This window comes from Lysobacter fragariae (assembly GCF_054779775.1).
Genome location: NZ_BAAGXP010000012.1, coordinates 136,736 through 157,205, shown reverse-complemented (window position 1 = coordinate 157,205; position 20,470 = coordinate 136,736). Strand labels below are relative to the sequence as shown.

Genomic DNA, 20,470 nt, shown 5'->3' with positions numbered 1-20,470 from the left:
AAATCCCTCATGCGGCGATGCATCCGGGCGCCATCGCGTTGCGGTGGCGACGGGTCCAATGGCATGGGCCGCGGCTTCGACTGCTTGCTATGCTTGCCCGCCATCGCGCTCCAAGGAAACGCATGACAACGCGACCGCCCTTCGAATTGCGCCAGATCGACCATGTCGTGCTGCGCGTGCGTGATGGCGTAGCGATGGAGGCCTTCTACTGCGACGTGCTCGGCTGCAGCGTCGAGCGACGCCAGGACGCGATCGGCCTGATCCAGTTGCGCGCTGGTCACTCACTCATCGACCTGGTGCCGGTGGATGGAAAGCTGGGTGCCATGGGTGGTGCGGCGCCGGGAGCCGAAGGTCACAACATGGACCACCTGTGCCTGCGCGTGGAGCCGTTCGATCGCGACGCGGTGGTCGGGCACCTGCAGGCGCACGGCGTGCGCGTTGGCGACTTCGGTTCGCGTTACGGTGCGGAGGGCGAGGGGCCCTCGCAGTACCTGTTCGATCCGGAAGGCAACCTGGTGGAATTGAAGGGGGCGCCGGGGCCGGGGACGTAAGGCGTTTTACGGCGGATTATCCGAGCACAGTGAGGATCGGCTCCGACGCTGCCCGAACATCGATTGCCGATACCGCGCCGGACCATCGCTCCAGTTCCATGCGCTTCTTCGCCGTCGAAGAGAAAGCAGCTCCCTTGCAGCGCCCGGAGTGACACTGCGCCACACTGCTTCCCGGATACCGGGAATTATTGGAGACCAATGAACGACACCGCATCGCCGCGTCTCTCCATCCGTCGTCTTGCATTGCTGCTCGGCGGACTGGCGATGTTCGGGCCGTTCTCGATCGACACGATCTTCCCCGCATTCCCGGCGATCGGTGCGCAGCTAGGCGCCGACAAAGTGGCGATCCAGCAGACGATCAGTGCCTACCTCGTGGCGTACGCGCTGATGAGCCTGGTGCATGGCCCGCTGTCGGACGCGATCGGGCGCAAGCGGGTGATCATCGGCGGACTGGTCGTCTTCACCTTCGCATCCATCGGGTGCGCGCTGTCGCATGACCTGCCTACGCTGTTGGCGTTCCGTGCGCTGCAGGGCTTGTCGTCCGGCGTGGGCCTGATCGTGGGGCGCGCGGTGATCCGCGACGTGCTGCAGGGCGAAGACGCACAGCGGCTGATGAGCCAGGTGTCGATGATCTTCGGCATCGCGCCGGCGATCGCGCCGATCATCGGTGGCTGGATCCTGGGATGGGCGGCGTGGCCGGTGATCTTCTGGTTCCTCGCGCTGTTCTCCGTGGTGCTGCTGGTGGTCACGTGGCTGGGCCTGCCGGAAACCCATGCGAAGGAAGCGCGCCTGCCGCTGCGCGCGTCATCGCTGTTGCGCGATTACTCGGCGATCTTCCTCAATCCGCGATTCCAGCGCCTGGCCGCGGCCAGTGCGTTCAACTTCGCGGCATTGTGGTTGTTCATTTCGTCGGCACCGGCCTTCGTGGTCGATCACCTGCGCATGGGTGAAAGCGACTTCGGCTGGTTCTTCGTGCCGATGATCGGCGGCATGGTGGCCGGCGCCTTCGTGTCCGGGCGCTGTGCCGGCAAGGTGAGTGGCGAGAAGCTGGTGGGAGTCGGTTTCGGCTGCAGCGCTGTAGCGATCGTGCTCAACTTTGCCTACACGCTGCTGGTCGCGGTGCCGCAGGTGCCTTGGGCGGTGATCCCGATATCGCTCAACGCGTTCGGCATCGCGCTGGTGTTTCCGATCGTGACGCTGGCGATCCTGGACATGTATCCGCGCCAGCGTGGCTCGGCGTCGTCGTTGCAGGCGTTCACCAGCCTGGTGTTGAACGCCCTGATCGCTGGCGTGCTGTCGCCGTTGATCAGCGCGCACGTGCTGTGGATGGTCGGCTTCGCGAGCCTGTTCCTGGTGCTGGCCTTCGGGTTCTGGTCGTGGGAGCGGCGGGCTTCGCGACCGCTGCAGCCCACGACCAGCGAAACCGAGACGGTGCCCGGCGAGACGCTGTAGGGCGGGCCTTGGCCCGCCGCGGGTTCCTTCGCTCGTCCTGCCTTCCCTGCAGGTTCACGGGACGTCTTGATGGCGGGCCAAGCCCCGCCCTACGACCGCTGCCGGCTTAGGAAATACACCGGCAGGCCGGCCACCACCAGCACGATGCCCCACAGCAGCGACTCGGCGCCGATTCCGACCAGCGCATACAGGCTGTAGAGAAGTGCAAGCGCCGCCACCACGCGACCGCCACCTGTGCCGCGACGCAACCACGCCGCGCTGCACGCGAAGTAGGGCAGCAGCGTCGCCGCGGTCGAGAGCAGGATGGCGAAGGTGAACAGCTGTACCAGCGACTTGCTGAAGTTGGCGAACACCAGCAGCGTGGCCAGGCCGCCGGCGATCAGGATGCCGGCCGCTGGCGTGCCGCGCGCATCGAGCCGGGAGAATATTGCCGGCATCACCTTGTCGTTCGCGGCGGCCATCGGCACCTGCGCGGAAATCAGCACCCAGCCGTTGAGCGCGCCCAGGCACGAAATCGCCGCGACTGCGGCAATCCCGATGCCTGCCGCCGGGCCCCACAGCACGCGCGCGGCGTCGGCCATCGGCGCGGCGGAATCCTTCACCTGTTCCGCCGGCAACAGACCCAGCACCGCGCTGCAGGCGAGGATGGTGGCGAGTCCCGCCAGTCCTGTTCCCAGTACCGTCGCGCGCGGGATGGTGCGCTGCGGGTTGTCGATCGAACCGGCCGGCACCGTGGCCGCTTCAAGGCCGAGCAGTGCCCACAACGTCAATGCAACCGTGGCGTTGATGGCGTGTGGCAGCGGCTGACCGGACGGATTGAGCGGCTGGTAGTGGCTGCCATCGACGAACCAGATGGCGACAAACCCGAACACCAGCAATGGCACGAATTTCAGCACCGTCAGCACTACCTGCGCACGGCCGACCTGCTTCACGCCGACCAGGTTGATCGCGATGCAGGTCCACAACGCTGCGAGCGCGACCGCGGCCGAGCGCAACGGCGTCGCGGTCAGCGCAGGGAAGATCGAACCGATGCTGCCGGCGAAGGCCACCGAGATGGCGGCATTCGTCGTCCAGGTGGAGATCCAGTAGCTCCACGCGATGACGAAGCCCGGCAGGTCGCCGAAGCCATTGCGCACGAAGGTGTACGGCCCACCAGTCTGCGGCCAGAGCATCGCCAGTCGCGCGAAGGTGAGCGCCAGCATTACCGCGCCGAACAGGGTGATCCCCCAGCCGATCAGGCTGGTGGCACCGTAAGGAGCGAGCGAAGCGGGGAGCAGGAAGACGCCGCTGCCGATGATGCTGCCGATGACCAGCGCGGTGGCGGACCACAGGCCGAGGGGACGATTGGAAGTCATGCAGCTCTCTGCGAGTGGTTGTTACCGGCGAGGGATCGGATGCGGTTGGGTGTACTTGTTCGTTCCTGCCTCGACTCCGAGCATATGCACCCCGCCCAGCTCTCCCTTGCGCTGCGCGTAAAGGGGGAGGGGTAGAGCGCACAGCCGTTCGGCGTCATTCCGCGTTGCGGTACACGCCCCGGAGAAGTTCGTGGAAGTGGTGCACCGCGTTCTCACGTAGCGGGTTCAACCGGCCCGGCTCGTACGAACCCGACGACAGGCCGCGCTGCACGTCCTCGCAGATGGTGAGGTCCTCGAACTGCACTTCGTCGCTGAAGGACAAATCGGCGAGGCGACGTTGCGAGGCCTCTTCGGATTCGTCCAGCGAGTAGTAGAAATCGAATTCCACGCGGCAGCGGTCCACGCCCTTGGGGATGATGCGGTTGGTCTGCAGGCGGCCGGGCAGGATGTTCAACATGGTGTTGGGCCACATCCAGTAGTACAGCGCGTCGCCGGCGCCATACAGGCCGTCGCCACTTTCCAGCGGGCTGAACTGGTACGAGTACCACTTCGACGTATCGGTGATGTAGCTGCGGTAGTCGAGCAGTTTGTTCAGGCCCGGATGGATGTGCGGGACGTGGTAGCCCTCGAGGTAGTTGTCGACGTACACCTTCCAGTTGCAGGCGACGTCGTAACCGACGCGATGGTGGTGGCCGTAGCGTTCCAGGTGGCGGTTGGCACCCAGGCGCTCGTCGATGCCGGCGACGAAGGCATCGAAGTCTGGCGCGCCGGCTTCGTCCACCGCGGCGAACACCATGCCCTGCCACACGCGTACCGACAGCTGCGGCAGCTTGATGTCGTTGACGTCGAAGTCCGGTGCGGTGCCCATCTCCGGCGCCGACCGCAGCGTGCCGTCGAGGGTGTAGGTCCAGCCGTGGTAGCGGCAGCGCAACGACTTCGCCGCCAGCCCGTCGCATTGCGCCAGCGGTCCGGCGCGGTGGCGACAGACGTTGTGGAAAACACGGATCTGCCCGTCGGCGCCGCGCACCGCGATCACAGGCAGCCCGGCGAAATCGCCGATGACGTGGTCGCCCGGATTCTGTAGCTGGCACACGTGCGCCAACAGCTGCCAGCCACGGTCGAAGATCAGGCGACGGTCCATGGCGACCATCGCGGGATCGAAGTAATAACGGGCCGGCAATGCGGTGGCGTGATCCAGCGGTTGCGGGGCGAGGTCGGTGGAGGCGGCGGTCTTGTTCATGAACCGAGTATCGCGCTTTTCCCGATTCCCGCAATGCGCCGGTCCTCCCGTTGGTGGGCCTGCGGGATGCGCTGTTTCCGAGGTCGTGCCACTGGCTCCCGCATCGTTCGCCAGACTGGCTCCACGGCTGTCACCTTCCCTGCATTAGGGTGCGACCGTGACCTCGCAACGACGCCTGGAGCCCCCGCATGATCGACCTGTACTACGCCGCCACGCCTAACGGCCTGAAGCTCAAACTGTTCATGGAGGAATCCGGCATCGCGCACCGGATCATTCCCGTGAACATCTCCAAGGGCGAGCAGTTCACGCCCCAGTTCCTGGCGATCTCGCCCAACAACAAGATCCCGGCGCTGGTCGACCACGTGCCGGCCGATGGCGGCGAGCCGCTTTCGTTGTTCGAGTCAGGCGCAATGCTGTTGTACCTGGGCTACAAGATCGGCCGCTTCGTTCCCGCCGATGTCCGCGGTCGGGCGCAACTGCTGCAGTGGTTGTTCTGGCAGGTCGGCGGCCTGGGCCCGATGGCGGGGCAGAACGGACACTTCGCCGTGCACGCGCCGGAGCCGGTGCCGTACGCGATGGAGCGCTACGCAAAGGAAACCAACCGACTGTTCGCCGTGCTGGACAGGCACCTGGCCGGACGCGAGTTCATCGTCGGCGATTATTCCATCGCCGACATGGCCTGCTATCCGTGGATCGTGCCGCATGAAGGACTCGGCCAGGACCTGGATGACTTTCCCCATCTCCGGCGCTGGTTCGAGACCGTCGCGGCGCGGCCCGCCACCGTCCGTGCGTACGAAGGCGTGGCGCCGGCGTATTCGCAACGGCGCGATTTCACCGAGGAAGAGCGCCGCATCCTGTTCGGGCAGACAGCGGAATCGGTGCGTTGATTGAAGCGCCGCCGGATTGCCGCACGCAATGGACCAGCGTTGCCGAAATGACAAAAAGCCCGCTTTCGCGGGCTTTTTGCTATGGCCGGAGTTCGTCGTACCGGTCAGTGGACGATCTTCCAGTTGAGGTCCGAAACGGTGGCCAGGCCCACGTGCGTGCTGGACAGGGCCGAGTACCAAACGTCGTTGGCGCCCGTGCTGATGTTGCGCCACGCCACATCGGAGGTTCCGTCCGCGTTGTAGTCGCCGGTGGCGGCTACCCGCCAGTTGCCGTCCGCGACGGTGGTGACGGCCTGCTGGGTCGACCGGTCCGCTGATTTCCAGATCGCGTTGCCGCCCGTGGCCGAATTGCGCCAGAAGATGTCTGCCTTGCCGTCGCCATTGAAGTCGCCGATACCGACCGCCTTCCAGTTGAGGTCGGTCACCGCCGGCAACGCGACCTTGGTGCCCGTGGCGTTGTACCAGACCGAGTTGGCGCCGGTGCTGGCGTTGCGCCACAGCACGTCCACGTTGCCGTCGCCGTTGAAATCGCCGGCACCCATGACCTGCCAGTTCTGGTCGGCCACGGCCGTCAGGGATTGCGAGGTGGTGCGCAGTCCGGACCACCAGACGCTGTTGGCGCCAGTGCTGGTGTTGCGCCAGAACACGTCGTCGCGACCGTCGTTGTTGAAGTCGCCCGCGGCGACCGCCTTCCACGCGAGGTTGGCTTCGGTGCCCGGCGCCTGGCGCGTGCTGGCGTTGGCCGAGAGCCAGATGTCGTTGGCACCCGTGCTGCCATTGCGCCAGAACACGTCGCGACGGTCGTCGCCATTGAAGTCGCCCACCAGCACCGCCTTCCAGTTCAGGTCGGCAACGGTCTGGGTAACCTGGCGCGTCGTGGCGTTGGCCGATTTCCACAGGTCGTTCTTGCCGTTGGCTTCGTTGCGCCAGAACAGGTCGGAGCGGCCGTCGCCATCGAAATCGTCGATGCCGCGGATGCCGTCATCGTCCTTGACGACCATCGTGGCCACGGCATCGCCGGCAATCGCGAAGGTCGCGCCGGAGACGTTGCTTGCGGTCACCGTGAACGACTCGAGGGGTTCGATCGTCGCGTTGTTGATGAGCTGCACGGTGCCGGCAATGGACTTGGCGCCGGCGGGAAGCGTCATCTGCACCGGGGCAAGGGCGGTGTAGTCGCTGCCTGCCTGCGCGGTGCCGTTGCTCGAGGCGACGGTGAAGGTCACCGGCGAGCCGCTGGTGGCGGACGACGTGACCACGAAGGTCGCCTGCGGGCTTGCTTCCGATGTCGTCGTGCCGGTGACCTTGATCGTGACCGGCTGGTCGCCGCCGTCGTAGGTTGCCTTCAGGGTGACGCCGCTGAACGCCTGCGCACCGTAGAGCAGGATGTTCCAGGTGCCGGCAGTCGGGCTGGCGACGTTGATCGCCTCGGCGTTGGTCGCCCCCTTGGAGGCCGCGGCGTAATTGGTCGTGCTGGGTTCGGCATTGAGGCGAACGTACAGGTCCGCGTTGCCGGTGCCGCCGCTGGTGGTGAAGCGCAGGTTCTGCGCGTACTGCGGGACCTTGATCGAATAGCGCAACGCCGCGCCAGCGGCGCCGCCAAGGTTGGTCGCCGACTGGGTCGCGGTGAGGGTGACCGGCACCACGACTGCCTTGGTGACGCTGCCCGTGCCGCCGTAGTTGTCAGTCACATTAAGGGTGACGTTGTAGGTGCCTCCGCTGGCATAGGTCCTGGATGGATTGGCAGCGGTCGACGTCGTACCGTCGCCGAAATTCCACGCGCGCGAGGCGATCGTACCGTCGGAGTCGGTCGAGGCGTCGGTGAACACCAGGGTCGTGCCGTTGCTGGTGTAGCTGAAGTTGGCGACGGGTGAGACGTTGGTAATGGGCTGCAGGTACTGCTTGATGCTCGGGAACGCCACATCGAAGCGCGAGTATTCATCGCGATTTTCGACGTTCGAGATCGAACCGCTGTTCTCGCAGCCTGCGGACCCGCGATAGAGGCCGCCGCGCAGGTAGTAGCTGCCGTTGGCCAGGGTGAACAGGCCGGAGCCGCTGCTTCCTCCCTCGGTGGTGCCAGTCAACCAGCCGACGGTGTGCTGCGTGGCGTTGGTGGAGACGTGCTGGCCCTGCGAAACCTTCTTCAGGTCGCCGTGCGGGTGATGGATGGCCAGCACGTTGATGGAGGTCGGCAATGCGGCGGCATCCCAACCGCCGAACGTCGCACCGCCCGGAGGCGGATTGTTCAGGCGTAGCAGCGTCGCATCGGTGTTGGCGTCGTGATAGAGCAGTGCGGCGCCACCGTTGACCTGGTTCACCGCTGCGGAAATGCCACTCCCGCAGGACGTGGCTTCCAGGTTCCAGAACGTGATCAGGGTGTTGGCGACGGTCTGCGTGCTGATGCAGTGGTTGGCGCCGTAGAAGTACGGGATCTGCGTACCGCTGTCGTTGTCGTTGAGCAGGGTGCCGGTGCAGATGTAGGTCGATGCGCCGTCAACGAACTGCATGTGGGCGACGGCGTTCTTCGCCGTCACGAATGCGGCGCCCAGCTCGGCCACCCGGCACGCGGTATCAACGTTGCACGCGCCGGAGTCGCCGATCGACTTGAGGATCTTGAAGTTGTTGCGGCTGCTCGCCACCAGGTGCGAGACCTGCGGCACCTGCAGGCGGACGTCCTTCAGCGAGACGCCGGCGGGCGCGTAGAGCTCGATGGTCTGGGTCTCGCCATCGGTGGAAGGCGTCCAGTAGACCTTGCGCGTGTCGGACAGGCGCAGGGCTTCGTCGCCGCGGACCAGCATCACCTTGGCGGGCTCGTCGGAGCCGGCCATGCGCAGTTCGATGCGCTGGTTCCAGCCGTCCAGTTGCAGGCCGACGCGCAGGCCCAGCGCATCGGGTGAGCGCACCTGGATGCGTGCGATCGAGCCGCCGTTGCCGCTGGCAACCCACTTCAGCGGCGGCAAGACCGCAGCCAGGCCTTCGCTGCGCGTGGTGCGCGGCACGCCGATCTGGGTGGCCTTGACCATCGCTTCGTGCAGGTTGCGCGCCTGCAGGTCGGACAGGCGCTTGAGCGGTAACTCACGGAACTGCAAGTGGGTTACTTGCGCCTGCGGAAATGCGGCCGAGCGCCACCGGATAGCAGGGGCCGCGGCTTTGGGGCGCCAGCTGGCTTCGGAGGCGACGCGCGGAGCGGAGGTCGCCGGTCCGGGCGCGGCGTGGCTGGGTCCGATGGCGGAGACAAGGCCGGCGGTCGCCAAGGCGGCCGACGTCAGAAGGACGATTCGATTCACGTTCGATTTTCCCGAGGGTGTCAGACGCGGCGAGCGCGTTTTTCAAAGATACCGCACTTGCCCGCGGAGGCTGTGTGCCGGCCGGAACCAGCCGCAACGGCGTTCCCGGGCGACGCACCCGCCAGGCCTAGCGGACGATCTTCCAGTTCAGGTCCACGACGCGTGCCAGTGAGCCCCGCGTGCTGGAGGAGCCCGAATACCAGATGACGTTGTCTCCAGCAGTGGCGTGGCGCCACAGGATGTCGGCCTTGCCGTCGCTGTTGTAGTCGCCGACGGCAGCCACCTGCCACTTCAGGTCGGTGACCGCGGCCACGGCCTGCTGGGTACTGCTGACCGCGGACAGCCAGATGGCGTTGGCACCGGTGGTGGAGTTGCGCCACAGGATGTCGGCCTTGCCGTCGCCGTTGAAGTCGCCGACACCGACGATCGTCCATTGCAGGTTGGTGACGGCGGCGACGGCCTGGCGCGAGCTGGACAGGCCGCGGCGCCAGATATCGTTGCCGCCGGTGGTGTCGTTGCGCCAGAGGATGTCGTCGGCGCCGTCGCCGTTGAAGTCGCCCGCGCCAGCGACTTTCCAGTGCTGATCGACCACGGTGGCGGTCGATCCGCAGGGGTTGTAGAACGCACACGGCCACATGCGGTTGGCGCCTGTCGTCTGGTGGCGCCAGAACGGCTCGTCGCCGCTGTCACCATTGAAATCGCCAACCGCGACGACCTTCCACTGCGGGTCCGATTCGGTTGCGAACGCAATGCTGTTCGCGCTGCTGCCCGCGCGCCAGGTGTTGATCTTGCCGGTCGCCGAATCGCGGAACAGGATGTCGGCCTTGCGGTCGCCGTCGAAATCGCCGATGCCCGAAGGCGACCAGGACGTCGCGATCGAACCGGGCGCCTGGCGCGTGGTGGAGTTCGCTCCCTTCCAGATGTCGTTCGCCCCGGTACTGCCATTGCGCCAGAACACGTCCGAGCGGCCATCCTTGTCGAAGTCGTATTTCTGCTTCTTCGGCGCGACCAGCTTGAGCGCGTCGGTGCAGTCCAGGAACGGCTTGCCTGGGTTGACCAGGATGTACGGAGACAGCTTCATCGCGTCCATGCGCTGGGCGACGGTGGAATAGGGCGCCTCCTGCTTCAGCGCGATGGCGCAGGCCGAGACCATGGGCGCCGCCTGTGATGTCCCACCCCAGGTGGAAATGCCGCCGTTCTTTCCGGCCGAGGTCACATAGGCGCCGGCGGCGTAGATGTCGGTGGTGGTGCTGTGGTTGGAGAAACAGGTGGGTTGCCGCGGCGACGTGCTGGTTTCGCTGCAGCCCAGGAAGGTGACCGGGCCGCCGGTGGAATCCCAGGTCGCGCCCACGCTCATCGCATCGCGCACGCACGCCGGGGCGCTCATCTGCGTCGCGTTGCCCTGGTTGCCGCTGGAGACGACGACCATCGCACCCTTGGCAACCAGGTTGTTGACCGCGGTGGCCAGGGCCTGCGTGTAGGCATTGGTGGTGTCGCAGTCCCCGGCGAACAGTGCAGCGGTGCCGAGGCTGAGGTTCACCACGTCGACATCAGGATGGTTGCTGGCCACCCAGTCCATCGCGGCGACGACGTCGGAGCTGCAACAGAAGCTGCCGCCCGCATCCAGCACGCGCACCGCGACAAGCTGGGCCGAAGGCACGCCGCCGCGCGGTGCGACGTTGCCCTTGCCGACGATGATCCCGGCGACATTGGTGCCGTGGCCCCAGGCATCTTCCGCAGCGCCTGCGCCGCTCTGGGTGGCCTGCCCGTTGGGGCAGCAGCCACCTGTGCCGCTGGCGTTGGAACAGAAGCACTGCTGACCAACCAGTTGCGATGCCAGGTCCGGATGATCGGTGTCCACGCCGGAGTCGATCACGGCGACCTTCATTCCCGTGCCGGCATAGCCCAGGCCTTGCAGGGCGCTGACGTGGTTCAGGTCGGAGGACTCGTCCGGTGCGATGGCGCTGCCGCGGCCGGGTGCATCGATGTCGATGCGGCTGACCGCGGGATCGTCGCGCAGTCGCTCCAGCGCTTTCGCGTTCACCTCCAGCGCGAAGCCGGGCACCAGCGCGAACCGCCGCTTGAGCGTGTAGCTCGCGGCCGGCAGGCGGGCAATGGAGGCGTCCACCCGGCTGGCGACGTCGCGACGACGCAGCAGGTTGTCCATCAGCTTGGGCGAAGGCGCCTGGTCGTCCAGCATCACCAGGACGCGCACCTTGCCCGCCTGCTGTGCGACTTCCATAGCCTTGGGAGAGAGTTTTTCGGCGTGGGCCAGGCCCGCGGCCGCGACCAGCACCAATGCCAACGCCAGGCGGTGCAGTGAGTTCATCGTGGATCCCCCCGAGGCGGTGTGAATGCCGCCGATCGATGCCTGCAAGGATACCGACGGGGCGGGGCGGGGCACCAGCCAGCGAACGCAGGCGCCGCCACATTCCGCCCGGCGGCGAACTGGCAGGTCATATCGAGCTGCAAAAAAAGAGGCCAGCGTGTGCTGGCCTCCTTTGTTACCGCGGATTGTGATGCGGGACTCAGCCTGCCTTGGCTGCCGGCTTCGCGTCCGCCTTGGCCGCCGTCGCGCCTTCGGCATTCCAGCCGCAGGTCTTGCCTTCGTTCTGCTGCTTCAGCCACGCCTGCAGCGGGGAGAAGTATTCCAGCACCGCCGAGGCATCCATCTTGTCGCTGCCGGTCATTTCCTTGAGCGTCTTCTGCCACTCCTGGCTCGCGCCGCGACCCAGCATCTGCCAGTACAACTGGCCGGCAGCCTTGTTGCCGTAGAAGCTGCACTCGTGCAGCGGGCCCTTGTAGCCCGACGCATCGCACAGCGCCTTGTAGAACTGGAACTGCAGGATGTGCGAGAGGAAGTAGCGCGTGTACGGCGTGTTGCCCGGCACGTGGTACTTGGCGCCGGCATCGAAGAACTCCTCGCCGCGCGCGGTGACCGGGGCCACGCCCTGGTACTTCGCCTTCAGGTCCCACCACGCCTTGTTGTATTCCGTCGGCTTGATCGAACCGTCGAACACACCCCAGCGCCAGCGATCGATCATCAGGCCGAACGGCAGGAACGACACCTTCGCCAGCGCCATGCGCATCTGCGCATTGATCACCGATTCCTGGCTCACCTTCTGCTCGCCGACCAGGCCGATCGAGTGCAGGTACTGCGGCGTCACCGCCAGCACGATGGTGTCGCCGATGGCCTCGTGGAAGCCGTCATGCGCCGCGTTCTGGAAGATCGGCGGCTGCTTGTTGTAGGCCAGGTCGTAATACAGGTGGCCCAGCTCGTGATACAGCGTGGTGAAGTCTTCCTCGTTGGCCTTGATGCACATCTTCGTGCGCACGTCGCCCGCCATGTTCAGGTCCCACGCGCTGGCGTGGCAGACCACGTCGCGGTCGCGCGGCTTGATGAACTGGCTCTTCTCCCAGTAGCTCGGCGGCAGCTTGGGCATGCCCAGCGAGACGTAGAAGTCCTCGGCGCGCGCGGCCATCTTCTTGGCGACGTCCAGGTCCGCGGCGCGTTCGATGTCGACGCGCTGGTCCGGCGTGGGATCGCCCTTGAACGCGCTCATGTCCGCCGATTCCTTGGCGTCGCGCATCTTCTCCAGCGTGCTGGTGATGTCCAGGCTGCCGGCCTGTTCATCGCTGTACGGACGCAGGATCGGCCAGAGGTTGCCCCAGTCCTGCTGCCACATGTTGCCCATCAGGTGCGCGGGCAGCATGCCGCCGGCCACTTCGCCCTTGTCGCCGTACTTGGACTCCAGCTTGGTGCGGGTGTAGCAGTGCAGCTGCTCGTAGAGCGGCTTGACCTGCAGCCACAGGCGGTCGGTTTCCGCGGCGATTTCCGCCGGGGTCATGTCGTAGCCGGAGCGCCACAGCTCGCCGGTGTCGGCGAAGCCCAGGTCCTTGGCGCCGGTGTTGGACAGCTCGACGAAGCGCTCGTATTCCTTGCGCATCGGCTGGGAGATGGTGTGCCAACCTTGCCACGCGTCGAGCATTTCCTCGTACGTGCGGTCGCCCTTCTCGTTGCGCAGCACGTCTTCCAGGTCGCCGAGCTGGCGACACTTGCGTGCTTCGCCTTCACCCGTGCAGTACTCGCCGGAGCCGTACATGCCTTCGAGCTTCGTGGCGAGCTGGGTGAGTTCTTCCAGCTTCTTGGGGTCGTTCGGCGGCGGCAACGTCACCGACAGCTTGAGCAGCTTGATCGCCCGCGCCGTCTCCGGCGACATCTTCTGGCCTTCGAACTTGCGCGACTGCTCGATCCACGAATTCAGCAGCGTCAGGTTGCGTTCGTTGGCCTTGGCCGTGAGCAGCTGCGTGTCGTCATTGATATAGGTGGACGAGACCCACTGCGCCGCGTTCATTTCCGGCCAGATCTTGCGGTACTCGTCGTTGATGCGCTTGACGAACTCGTCGGCGGTCTCGCCGGCCGGCGCCTGCGACACGCTCGGCGCGGGTGCAGTCGCCTGTTCCTTCTTGCAGGCCGACAGGGTCAGCAGGCTTGCCGCCACGGCGAGGGCAAGCAGGGCATGACGTTGGTTCACGGGAAATCCTCTACGGGCGCCAAGGACGGGCGCGGGGAAGCGGCAGGCTAGTGCGGGCGGGGGAGGGGGTGCAAGTGAGGGAAGTGCCCGGGAGGCAACCAGCGTCACGTTCCCCTAAGCCAGGCCGCGCGCGGCCAGCCAGTCCCACGCGGCTTGCGCATCGTGCTCGAAGTACGCCTTGGCCGAGCCCAGCCGGAACGTGTACCCCCACTCGTCCATGTCGGCGAGGATGCGGTCGCGGCCGACGCCGGGGAGTTCGTCGCCCAGCAGGGCCTGCAAAACGCACACGGCATCCTCCTCCTCGATGGAGTCGGTGGCGTCGGTATGGACGTCGGCGCGTCGTTCGGGTGGTAGCACGATCAGGTGCGCGGCTTCGTGCAGCAGTGAGTGCACGGGGGTGTCGCGGCGCGCGTAGACGGTGGTGCCGATGATGCCGGCTTCGGATTCGCCCCAGTAGCTGCCGGGGATGGCTTCGCCGTCGGGCACGAGTTGCAGTTGCAGGTCGTGGCGGGCGAGCAGGGCAGCGACGTCGGTAGTGGCGATGTCGGCGAGGGTGAGCATGTTTCGCTTCTGCTCCCTGCCTTGCGCGAAGCGCAGGGGAGGGTCGGGGTGGGGTGCTTCTGTTGTTGCCTTGGGCTTGGGGGCGAAAAACTACAGCAAAGGCACCCCTCCCCAGCCCTCCCCTGCGCTTTGCGTAAGGGAGGGAGTGGTCACAGGGTCAGGCCTGCGCCGGGTTTTCCGGCAGCGCGACGGAGATGTCGAGCACCTTGCTGTCGCCATCACCGATCATCTCGACCTTCACCGCTTCGGCGTCGACGTTGACGTACTTGCGGATCACTTCCAGCAGTTCGCGCTGCAGCATCGGCAGGTAGTCGGGGCTGCTGCCGCGGCCGGAACGCTCGTGCGCGACGATGATCCGCAGGCGCTCCTTGGCGACGGACGCGGTGGGCTTCTTGGCAACCAGGAAGTCGAAGATGCCCATGGCTCAACCCCCCAGGAACTTGCGGAAGAATCCCTTCTTCTCCACCTGGGTGAAGCGCATCGGCCTTTCCTCGCCGAGCAGTCGGGCGACAGCGTCCTCGTAGGCGCTGGCGGCGTCGGATTCGGTTTCCAGGATCACCGGCTCACCCTTGTTGGAGGCATGGAGCACGTCACCGGATTCCGGGATCACGCCGATCGTCTTCAGGCCGAGGATTTCCTCGACGTCGCCGACGCTCAGCATCTCGCCGCCTTCCACGCGCGCCGGCGCGTAGCGGGTGAGCAGCAGGTGTTCCTTGACGCGCTCGCCGTTCTCGGCGCGGCGGGTCTTGGAGGCGAGCAGGCCGAGGATGCGGTCGGAGTCGCGCACGGAGCTGACTTCCGGATTCACCACGACGACTGCCTGGTCGGCGAAGTACATGGCGAGGAACGCGCCCTTCTCGATGCCGGCCGGCGAGTCGCAGACGATGTAGTCGAAGCCGTCGTCGGACAGGTCCTTGAGCACCTTCTCGACGCCTTCCTTGGTCAGCGCGTCCTTGTCGCGGGTCTGCGAGGCAGCCAGCACGAACAGGGTGTCGAAGCGCTTGTCCTTGATCAGGGCCTGCTTGAGGTTGGCTTCACCACTGATGACGTTGACGAAGTCGTACACGACGCGACGTTCGCAGCCCATGATCAGGTCGAGGTTGCGCAGGCCGACGTCGAAGTCGATGACGGCGACCTTGTGGCCGCGGCGCGCGAGGCCGCAGGCGATGCTGGCGCTGGTGGTGGTCTTGCCGACGCCGCCCTTGCCCGAGGTGACTACGATGATTTCGGTCAAAACTCTTCTCCTGTTCTTTTCCGACGGCGGATTCGCCGTTCTTCTTGTAGTGCCGGGCGGGCCCGGTGCGCGTCTTTGACCAAGTACGAAAACCAAGTGCGAGCTGCAACAGTATCCGACGGCGGGTTCCTTCGCCCTGCGGTGCCGGCCGGGCCGGCACGCGCCTTCCGCACTGATCGACGCGGCATGCCGGGTGGCCCGGCGCCACGTCAGTCGAGCGCTTCGATCCTGAGTTCTTCCGTGCCCGTATCGTTTTTTGCCAGCCAGACCTGCACGGCCTTGCCGCGAAGTTCCTTGGGGATGTCTTCCAGTACCCGGTAGTGGCCGGCGATGGCGACGAGCTCGGCGTGGAATTCGCGGCAGAAGATGCGCGCGTTTTCCCAGCCTTGCGCGCCCGCCAGCGCGCGCCCGCGCAACGGGCCGTAGACGTGGATGGAGCCGTCGGCCATGACCTCCGCGCCCGCGCCGACGTTGGCCAGCACGCTCAGGTCGCGGTTGGCCGCATAGACCTGCTGGCCCGATCGCACCGGCGTGGCATGGATCAGGCCGGGGGCGGTGGGGGCCGCAACGGGAGCGGCGGCCGGCGTCGCTGCAGGCGCTTCGGCGGCGACCTTGGCGGCCTTACCGGGTGCGCGGGGTTCGGGTGTGGCGGCCGCAGGCTCGGCGTCGCCGTCGCGCTCGTAGGACGCGCGGAACTTCGCCAGCAACGGCAGTCCGAGTTGTTCGGAAAGGCGTTCGATCTCGCTTGTGCCGTAGGCCAGCGCGACCGGCAGGACGCCGGCGTCGCGCAGGCCGTCGATCAGCTGCTTCGCCGTGGCGACATCAGGCGTCTGGGTGAGGCCGCCAAAATCGATCACGACCGCGGCACGGGCGAACAGCTTGGGGGCGCGCTGCACGCGGCCACGCATCTCGTCGACGAGGCGGGCGATGTCGAGGTTGCGGATGCGCAGGTTGGCGATGCCGACCTGGCCGATCTTGAGGTCACCGGCCAGTTCGTAGTCCGTCGCCACGCTCACGGGCACGTGCCCGTGGCGCGGGGCGGGAACTGGTCCACGGTGCGCGGCTGTGGAATCCACGAGAGTTTTGGCAGCGCGTCGCCGTAGGTCTCGTGGACCCACGCGTGGCTGCACATCGGCTTCATCAGCATCGCGGCGCGCACGCCGTTCTCGGACATGACGTGCTGGCCGACCTCGCGGAAACCGAAGCTGCCGTGGAACAGCAGTACCGGATCATTGGCTTCGCCGGCCTGGCCCAGCAGGACCTCGCAGGCCAGTTCCGGGTAGCGCAGTTCGGCATAGCTCTGCACGTCGGCGTAGAACGCGCGGCCGACACCACCGCCGCGGCGTCGGCTGGCGACGACGATCCGGTCGATGTAGAAGAAATTCGGGTAGCGCTCGCGGAACCAGCGGAAGTTGCTGCTGTCGTGTTCCGAATGCGCACCCATGCCGATCAGGAAGCCTGCGATCGTCCCGTCGCGTTCGGCGACACGGAAATATTCGGCATGGTCGAAAAAGTAACGCAGTCGTGTCGCATCCAGCGGCAGGATCGCGGGTCCGGCGGCGTTGTTCAGTGCGAGGACGGAATCCAGCTCGTGCTCTCGCACGTCGCGGACAACGATCGACATTCGTCGTGACTCCATGGTTCTAGCCGGGCCCACCGGTGCAAGCGATTATCGCATGCTGGCGGGGGGCTCGCGACCCGGTTCTCGCGTGGACCCGCATTGAACCCGGCTCTGAACCCCGGCTCTGAACCATCGGCCACTGCATTACTTTCGGACGGCTCGGCGCTGTTACGTTGTGGTTAGCATGCATTCATGCTCTCCCGCCTCAACCACTCGCTGCTGCTGCGCTACGCCGGCCTCTTCACCTGGGCGGCGGTGGGGTTGTGGCTGTTCAACGTCTGGCTGGACCCGGCCTCCGTCCCGCCCGAACCCGGCCAGCCGCTGGGCCTGCGGATCATGCGCTGGCTGGCGGTCTACGTGGTTTTCGGGGTCGTCTACTGGTGGATCACGCGCGGCCTGGGACAGCGGCGCCCCAGTTTCGCCGACCATGCGCTGTTGATGGTGCTGACCGCCTGCGCCATCGGCGTGACCTATTTCTCGGGGACGGGGCTGGGCAGCATCCTGCTGATGGTGCTGGCCGGGCTGCTGCCCTGGCTGCTGCCATTGCCGGTCGCCGTCGCGTGGCTGGTGGGCAGCAACCTGGCGACCATCCCGCTCTTCGTCGGGCTGGACTTCACGCTGGTGCTGGCGGTAGTGCAGGCACTGGGCTACATGGGGTTCTCCAGCTTCGTCTTCGTCACCGCCGTGGTCGCGCGCCAGCAGGCCGAGGCCCGCGAGGACCAGCGCCGGTTGAACGCGGAACTGCGCGCCACCCGCGCGCTGCTGGGCGAAAGCGTGCGCGTGAACGAACGCACGCGCATTTCGCGCGAACTGCATGACCTGCTGGGCCACCACCTCACCGCGCTCAGCCTGAACCTGGAGGTCGCCGGTCACCTCGCTCCCGAGGGCCGCGCCCGCGACCACGTGCAGCAGGCTCACACGCTGGCCAAGCTGCTGTTGACCGACGTGCGCGAAGCCGTCAGCCAGCTGCGCGAGGGCGGTGCCATCGACCTGGCGGCCGCGTTGCAGCCGCTGGGCGACAACGTGCCGGCGCTGGAGATCCACATGGACATCCAGAGCCCGCTGACCCTGGACGATCCCGAGCGTGCGCACGTGCTGCTGCGCTGCACGCAGGAGATCATCACGAACGCAGTACGCCACGCCAATGCGCACAATCTGTGGATCAGCGCGCATCGCGAAGGCGGCAATATCCTGGTCGAAGCACGCGACGACGGTCGCGGCGCCGACGTACTGGTTGCCGGCAACGGCCTGCGTGGCATGCGCGAGCGCCTGCAGCAGTACGGCGGTGACCTGTCCATCGAAACACGCCCGCATTCGGGATTTCGCCTGCAGCTGACGCTGCCGGCTTCGGCCACGCTGGCCGCAAGCGAAGGAGCCATCGCATGAGTGAAAAGAACATCCGCGTACTGCTGGTCGACGACCAGACCCTGGTGCGCCAGGGCGTCCGGTCGCTGCTGGCATTGGCGCAGGGGATAGAAGTCGTGGCCGAGGCCAGCGACGGCAAGCAGGCGGTGGACGTCATCCCGCAGGTGAAGCCGGACGTCGTGCTGATGGACATGCGCATGCCGGTGATGTCGGGCCTGGAGGCCCTGCAGGCGCTGGCGCGGCTGAACCAGCTGCCACCGACGATCATCCTGACCACCTTCGACGACGACCAGCTGGTGCTCGCTGGCCTGAAGGCCGGCGCCAAGGGGTACCTGCTCAAGGACGTGTCGCTGGAGCAGCTGGTGGGCGCCATCCAGACGGTGGCGGACGGTGGTTCGCTGGTGCAGCCGGCGATGACCCAGCGCCTGTTGTCGGGGCTGGAGCACATGCGCAACGACTTCGTCAGCCTGGATCGCCCGGACCCGCTCACCGAGCGGGAAACCGAGATCCTGCGCCTGATGGCGGGCGGCTTCTCCAACAAGGAAATCGCCAACTCCCTGGGCGTGGCCGAGGGGACGATCAAGAACCACGTATCGAACATCCTCTCCAAGCTGGGCGTGCGTGATCGCACCCGTGCGGTGCTGAAGGCCTTCGAGCTGCAGCTGGTCTGAACTACAGGATGTCCGGCCCGGCGCAGTGCGCCGGGCGTTCGTGGCCGCGCGCGCCAGCGGCGCGCAGGCAGCGGCCACTCACCCTCTCCAAGCTGGGCGTGCGCGATCGCACCCGCGTGGTGCTGAAGGCCTTCGAGCTGCAGCTGGTGTGAACCACGCGATGTCCGGCCCGGCGCAGTGCGCCGGGCGTTCGTGGCCGCGTGGGAGGCGTTTTCCTGCCGTAGGGCGGGTCTCGACCCGCCAGTTTTCCGCCGGGCAGGTCGGAAGCCAGGCCATGTGACGTGCAGCTGCGCGGCGGGAGTGGTCGCTTGCCGTGCTGGCGGGTCGAGACCCGCCCTACGCGTGGCTGGTTTTTCCGGTCGAACACTCCCGTCGCAACCTTGATCGGGTTTGCGTTTTCGTGGCGGCGCAGGCGGTTGGTGCGGCCCGGACCCGGGTTTCCGCCCGGTCCGGTGATGCCCTGCCGCCCCCTGCTGGGTTACGATTGCCGACTTGCGCCCCCGGCCCACGCCGAGACCGCCGGCCCTGGAGAACCTGAATGACCCGTCTGCTCGAGATCCTGATTTCCCTGGCGATCGTCGCCGTGCTGTTCGTACTGGTGGGCGTCCTGCTGCCGTCGAGCCGCCACCTGTCGAACTCGGTTGAAACCAACCGCAAGATGCACATCGTCTTCGACACCTTGAATGGCGTGCGTCGCTTCAAGGACTGGAACCTCGCCGTCGCCGGCGATCCCAACATCAAGCTCAACATCTCCGGTCCCGAATCCGGCGTCGGCGCGCAGATTTCCTGGGACTCCAAGGAGAAGGCGCTCGGCCAGGGCAACTGGAAGATCACCGCCAGCGAACCGGCCCAGCGCATCGCCTACGCGATCCAGGACGTCGATCGCGGCGAAAACAAGCGTTCGGAGTTCACCTTCAAGCCGACCGGCAAGAACGGTCGCAACATCCAGATCACCCAGACCTATGACGTCGATTACGGCTGGAACCTGATCGGTCGTTACTCGGGCCTGTACGTCGCCAGCAACATCGGCGAGCGCATGAAGGCTGGCCTCGGCCGCTTGACCAACATGCTCGCCACCATTCCCAACAAGGAATACAACCTGCTGGGCAAGGACGATCCGTCGATGGCGCCGCGCCTGGCCGACCGTCCGGCCGAGAACCTGCTGGTGCTCAATGCCGCGGTCGATGCACGCGACGTGGTGGTCCAGGGCCAGATCAAGACCAACATCGAGTGGATCAAGAAGAACATCGCCGCCAATGGCCTGGAGGCCGTCGGTCCGATCCGCATCATCACCAACGAGCAGGGCACGGACATCTACTCGTTCGACGTGGCCCAGCAAGTCCGCAAGGCCGGCACCACCGGCAAGCTGGAAGGCCTGGCCCTGACCAACAACGTCGAGCTGCTCTACAACGAGCCGAGCAAGATCGCGATGGTGCCGTTCAAGGGTCACATGTCCAACCTGAGCAACGTGCGTGACGCGCTGCGCGCCTGGTCGATGGTCCGTGGCTATGAAACCGTCGAGCGTGCGTACGAGAACTGGACGGGTGGCGTCGATGCCGGCTTCACCGGCCAGGACGGCACTTATGAAGTGGTCTGGGCGGTGAAGTAATCCGGATCAGGTCCGGGGTCGATCCGAGCCCCGCATCGCTTCCAACAGAACGCCGCGCACCCGCGCGGCGTTTTTGTTGTGCGTGCTTTGCATTTGGCCAATCTT

The 20,470-nt window shown here is 66.3% G+C and carries 17 protein-coding genes; 7 read left to right on the top strand and 10 right to left on the bottom strand.

The window, feature by feature from the left end:
* Positions 1 to 122: 122 nt before the first annotated feature.
* Positions 123 to 551 (top strand): VOC family protein, encoded by a 429-nt coding sequence (locus ACYVD7_RS12750; protein ID WP_460763833.1) that lies wholly within the window; start codon positions 123 to 125, stop codon positions 549 to 551.
* 198 nt (positions 552 to 749) lie between these two features.
* Positions 750 to 2,003, top strand: a complete 1,254-nt coding sequence (locus tag ACYVD7_RS12745; protein WP_460763831.1) for a multidrug effflux MFS transporter — start codon at positions 750 to 752, stop codon at positions 2,001 to 2,003.
* Between the two features lie 89 nt (positions 2,004 to 2,092).
* Here the strand turns inward: ACYVD7_RS12745 and ACYVD7_RS12740 are convergent, their stop codons facing one another.
* Together ACYVD7_RS12740 and ACYVD7_RS12735 are read right to left on the bottom strand one after the other, a co-directional pair.
* Positions 2,093 to 3,358 (bottom strand): amino acid permease, encoded by a 1,266-nt coding sequence (locus ACYVD7_RS12740; RefSeq protein ID WP_460763828.1) that lies wholly within the window; start codon positions 3,356 to 3,358, stop codon positions 2,093 to 2,095.
* Between the two features lie 154 nt (positions 3,359 to 3,512).
* Entirely contained in the window at positions 3,513 to 4,598 is a 1,086-nt protein-coding gene (locus ACYVD7_RS12735; protein ID WP_460763825.1) for an aromatic ring-hydroxylating oxygenase subunit alpha, read from the bottom strand.
* Positions 4,599 to 4,786: 188 nt separating this feature from the next.
* Here ACYVD7_RS12735 and ACYVD7_RS12730 point away from each other — a divergent pair, with 188 nt between their 5' ends.
* On the top strand, positions 4,787 to 5,485 hold the full coding sequence (locus ACYVD7_RS12730) for a glutathione binding-like protein (RefSeq protein ID WP_460763823.1): 699 nt from the start codon (positions 4,787 to 4,789) through the stop codon (positions 5,483 to 5,485).
* A gap of 104 nt (positions 5,486 to 5,589) precedes the next feature.
* Here ACYVD7_RS12730 and ACYVD7_RS12725 read toward each other — a convergent pair whose 3' ends face one another.
* The 8 genes from ACYVD7_RS12725 to ACYVD7_RS12690 form a co-directional block, all read right to left on the bottom strand.
* On the bottom strand, positions 5,590 to 8,571 hold the full coding sequence (locus ACYVD7_RS12725) for an FG-GAP-like repeat-containing protein (protein WP_460763820.1): 2,982 nt from the start codon (positions 8,569 to 8,571) through the stop codon (positions 5,590 to 5,592).
* Between the two features lie 325 nt (positions 8,572 to 8,896).
* The gene (locus tag ACYVD7_RS12720) at positions 8,897 to 11,098 is read right to left on the bottom strand and encodes a S8 family serine peptidase (RefSeq protein WP_460763817.1); all 2,202 of its coding nucleotides are present in this window, start codon (positions 11,096 to 11,098) and stop codon (positions 8,897 to 8,899) included.
* A gap of 199 nt (positions 11,099 to 11,297) precedes the next feature.
* Complete coding sequence (locus ACYVD7_RS12715) at positions 11,298 to 13,304, bottom strand: M2 family metallopeptidase (RefSeq protein WP_460763815.1); 2,007 nt, start codon at positions 13,302 to 13,304, stop codon at positions 11,298 to 11,300.
* Positions 13,305 to 13,418: 114 nt separating this feature from the next.
* Positions 13,419 to 13,865: a hypothetical protein gene (locus tag ACYVD7_RS12710; RefSeq protein WP_460763812.1), complete on the bottom strand. Its 447-nt coding sequence runs from the start codon at positions 13,863 to 13,865 to the stop codon at positions 13,419 to 13,421.
* Between the two features lie 157 nt (positions 13,866 to 14,022).
* Positions 14,023 to 14,286, bottom strand: coding sequence for a cell division topological specificity factor MinE (minE, locus tag ACYVD7_RS12705; protein ID WP_460763810.1), 264 nt, complete (start codon positions 14,284 to 14,286; stop codon positions 14,023 to 14,025).
* 3 nt (positions 14,287 to 14,289) lie between these two features.
* Positions 14,290 to 15,099, bottom strand: a complete 810-nt coding sequence (minD, locus tag ACYVD7_RS12700; RefSeq protein ID WP_460763807.1) for a septum site-determining protein MinD — start codon at positions 15,097 to 15,099, stop codon at positions 14,290 to 14,292.
* Between the two features lie 209 nt (positions 15,100 to 15,308).
* Positions 15,309 to 16,115, bottom strand: coding sequence for a septum site-determining protein MinC (gene minC / locus ACYVD7_RS12695; RefSeq protein WP_460763804.1), 807 nt, complete (start codon positions 16,113 to 16,115; stop codon positions 15,309 to 15,311).
* The gene (locus ACYVD7_RS12690) at positions 16,112 to 16,723 is read right to left on the bottom strand and encodes a GNAT family N-acetyltransferase (RefSeq protein WP_460763802.1); all 612 of its coding nucleotides are present in this window, start codon (positions 16,721 to 16,723) and stop codon (positions 16,112 to 16,114) included. The genes minC and ACYVD7_RS12690 overlap by 4 nt, the downstream gene beginning before the upstream one ends.
* Positions 16,724 to 16,912: 189 nt before the next feature.
* Here ACYVD7_RS12690 and ACYVD7_RS12685 point away from each other — a divergent pair, with 189 nt between their 5' ends.
* The 4 genes from ACYVD7_RS12685 (at position 16,913) to ACYVD7_RS12670 (ending at position 20,365) form a co-directional block, all read left to right on the top strand.
* A complete protein-coding gene (locus tag ACYVD7_RS12685) occupies positions 16,913 to 18,106 on the top strand; it encodes a sensor histidine kinase (protein WP_460763800.1) in 1,194 nt (397 codons plus the stop codon).
* Positions 18,103 to 18,756, top strand: a complete 654-nt coding sequence (locus ACYVD7_RS12680; RefSeq protein WP_460763797.1) for a response regulator — start codon at positions 18,103 to 18,105, stop codon at positions 18,754 to 18,756. Before ACYVD7_RS12685 ends, ACYVD7_RS12680 begins: the two co-directional genes overlap by 4 nt.
* 8 nt (positions 18,757 to 18,764) lie before the next feature.
* Positions 18,765 to 18,908 (top strand): transcriptional regulator, encoded by a 144-nt coding sequence (locus ACYVD7_RS12675; protein ID WP_460763795.1) that lies wholly within the window; start codon positions 18,765 to 18,767, stop codon positions 18,906 to 18,908.
* Between the two features lie 386 nt (positions 18,909 to 19,294).
* Entirely contained in the window at positions 19,295 to 20,365 is a 1,071-nt protein-coding gene (locus tag ACYVD7_RS12670) for an SRPBCC family protein (protein WP_460763792.1), read from the top strand.
* Positions 20,366 to 20,470 lie beyond the last annotated feature (105 nt).

Excerpts from the sequence above, each read along its gene's own strand:
- ACYVD7_RS12745 (WP_460763831.1), top strand. The coding sequence starts at position 750 with ATGAACGACACCGCATCGCCGCGTCTCTCCATCCGTCGTCTTGCATTG.
- ACYVD7_RS12720 (WP_460763817.1), bottom strand. The coding sequence starts at position 11,098 with ATGAACTCACTGCACCGCCTGGCGTTGGCATTGGTGCTGGTCGCGGCC.
- ACYVD7_RS12730 (WP_460763823.1), top strand. The coding sequence starts at position 4,787 with ATGATCGACCTGTACTACGCCGCCACGCCTAACGGCCTGAAGCTCAAA.
- ACYVD7_RS12680 (WP_460763797.1), top strand. The coding sequence starts at position 18,103 with ATGAGTGAAAAGAACATCCGCGTACTGCTGGTCGACGACCAGACCCTG.
- minE (WP_460763810.1), bottom strand. The coding sequence starts at position 14,286 with ATGGGCATCTTCGACTTCCTGGTTGCCAAGAAGCCCACCGCGTCCGTC.
- ACYVD7_RS12740 (WP_460763828.1), bottom strand. The coding sequence starts at position 3,358 with ATGACTTCCAATCGTCCCCTCGGCCTGTGGTCCGCCACCGCGCTGGTC.
- ACYVD7_RS12685 (WP_460763800.1), top strand. The coding sequence starts at position 16,913 with ATGCTCTCCCGCCTCAACCACTCGCTGCTGCTGCGCTACGCCGGCCTC.
- ACYVD7_RS12710 (WP_460763812.1), bottom strand. The coding sequence starts at position 13,865 with ATGCTCACCCTCGCCGACATCGCCACTACCGACGTCGCTGCCCTGCTC.
- ACYVD7_RS12735 (WP_460763825.1), bottom strand. The coding sequence starts at position 4,598 with ATGAACAAGACCGCCGCCTCCACCGACCTCGCCCCGCAACCGCTGGAT.
- ACYVD7_RS12750 (WP_460763833.1), top strand. The coding sequence starts at position 123 with ATGACAACGCGACCGCCCTTCGAATTGCGCCAGATCGACCATGTCGTG.
- ACYVD7_RS12690 (WP_460763802.1), bottom strand. The coding sequence starts at position 16,723 with ATGTCGATCGTTGTCCGCGACGTGCGAGAGCACGAGCTGGATTCCGTC.
- ACYVD7_RS12670 (WP_460763792.1), top strand. The coding sequence starts at position 19,295 with ATGACCCGTCTGCTCGAGATCCTGATTTCCCTGGCGATCGTCGCCGTG.
- ACYVD7_RS12675 (WP_460763795.1), top strand. The coding sequence starts at position 18,765 with ATGTCCGGCCCGGCGCAGTGCGCCGGGCGTTCGTGGCCGCGCGCGCCA.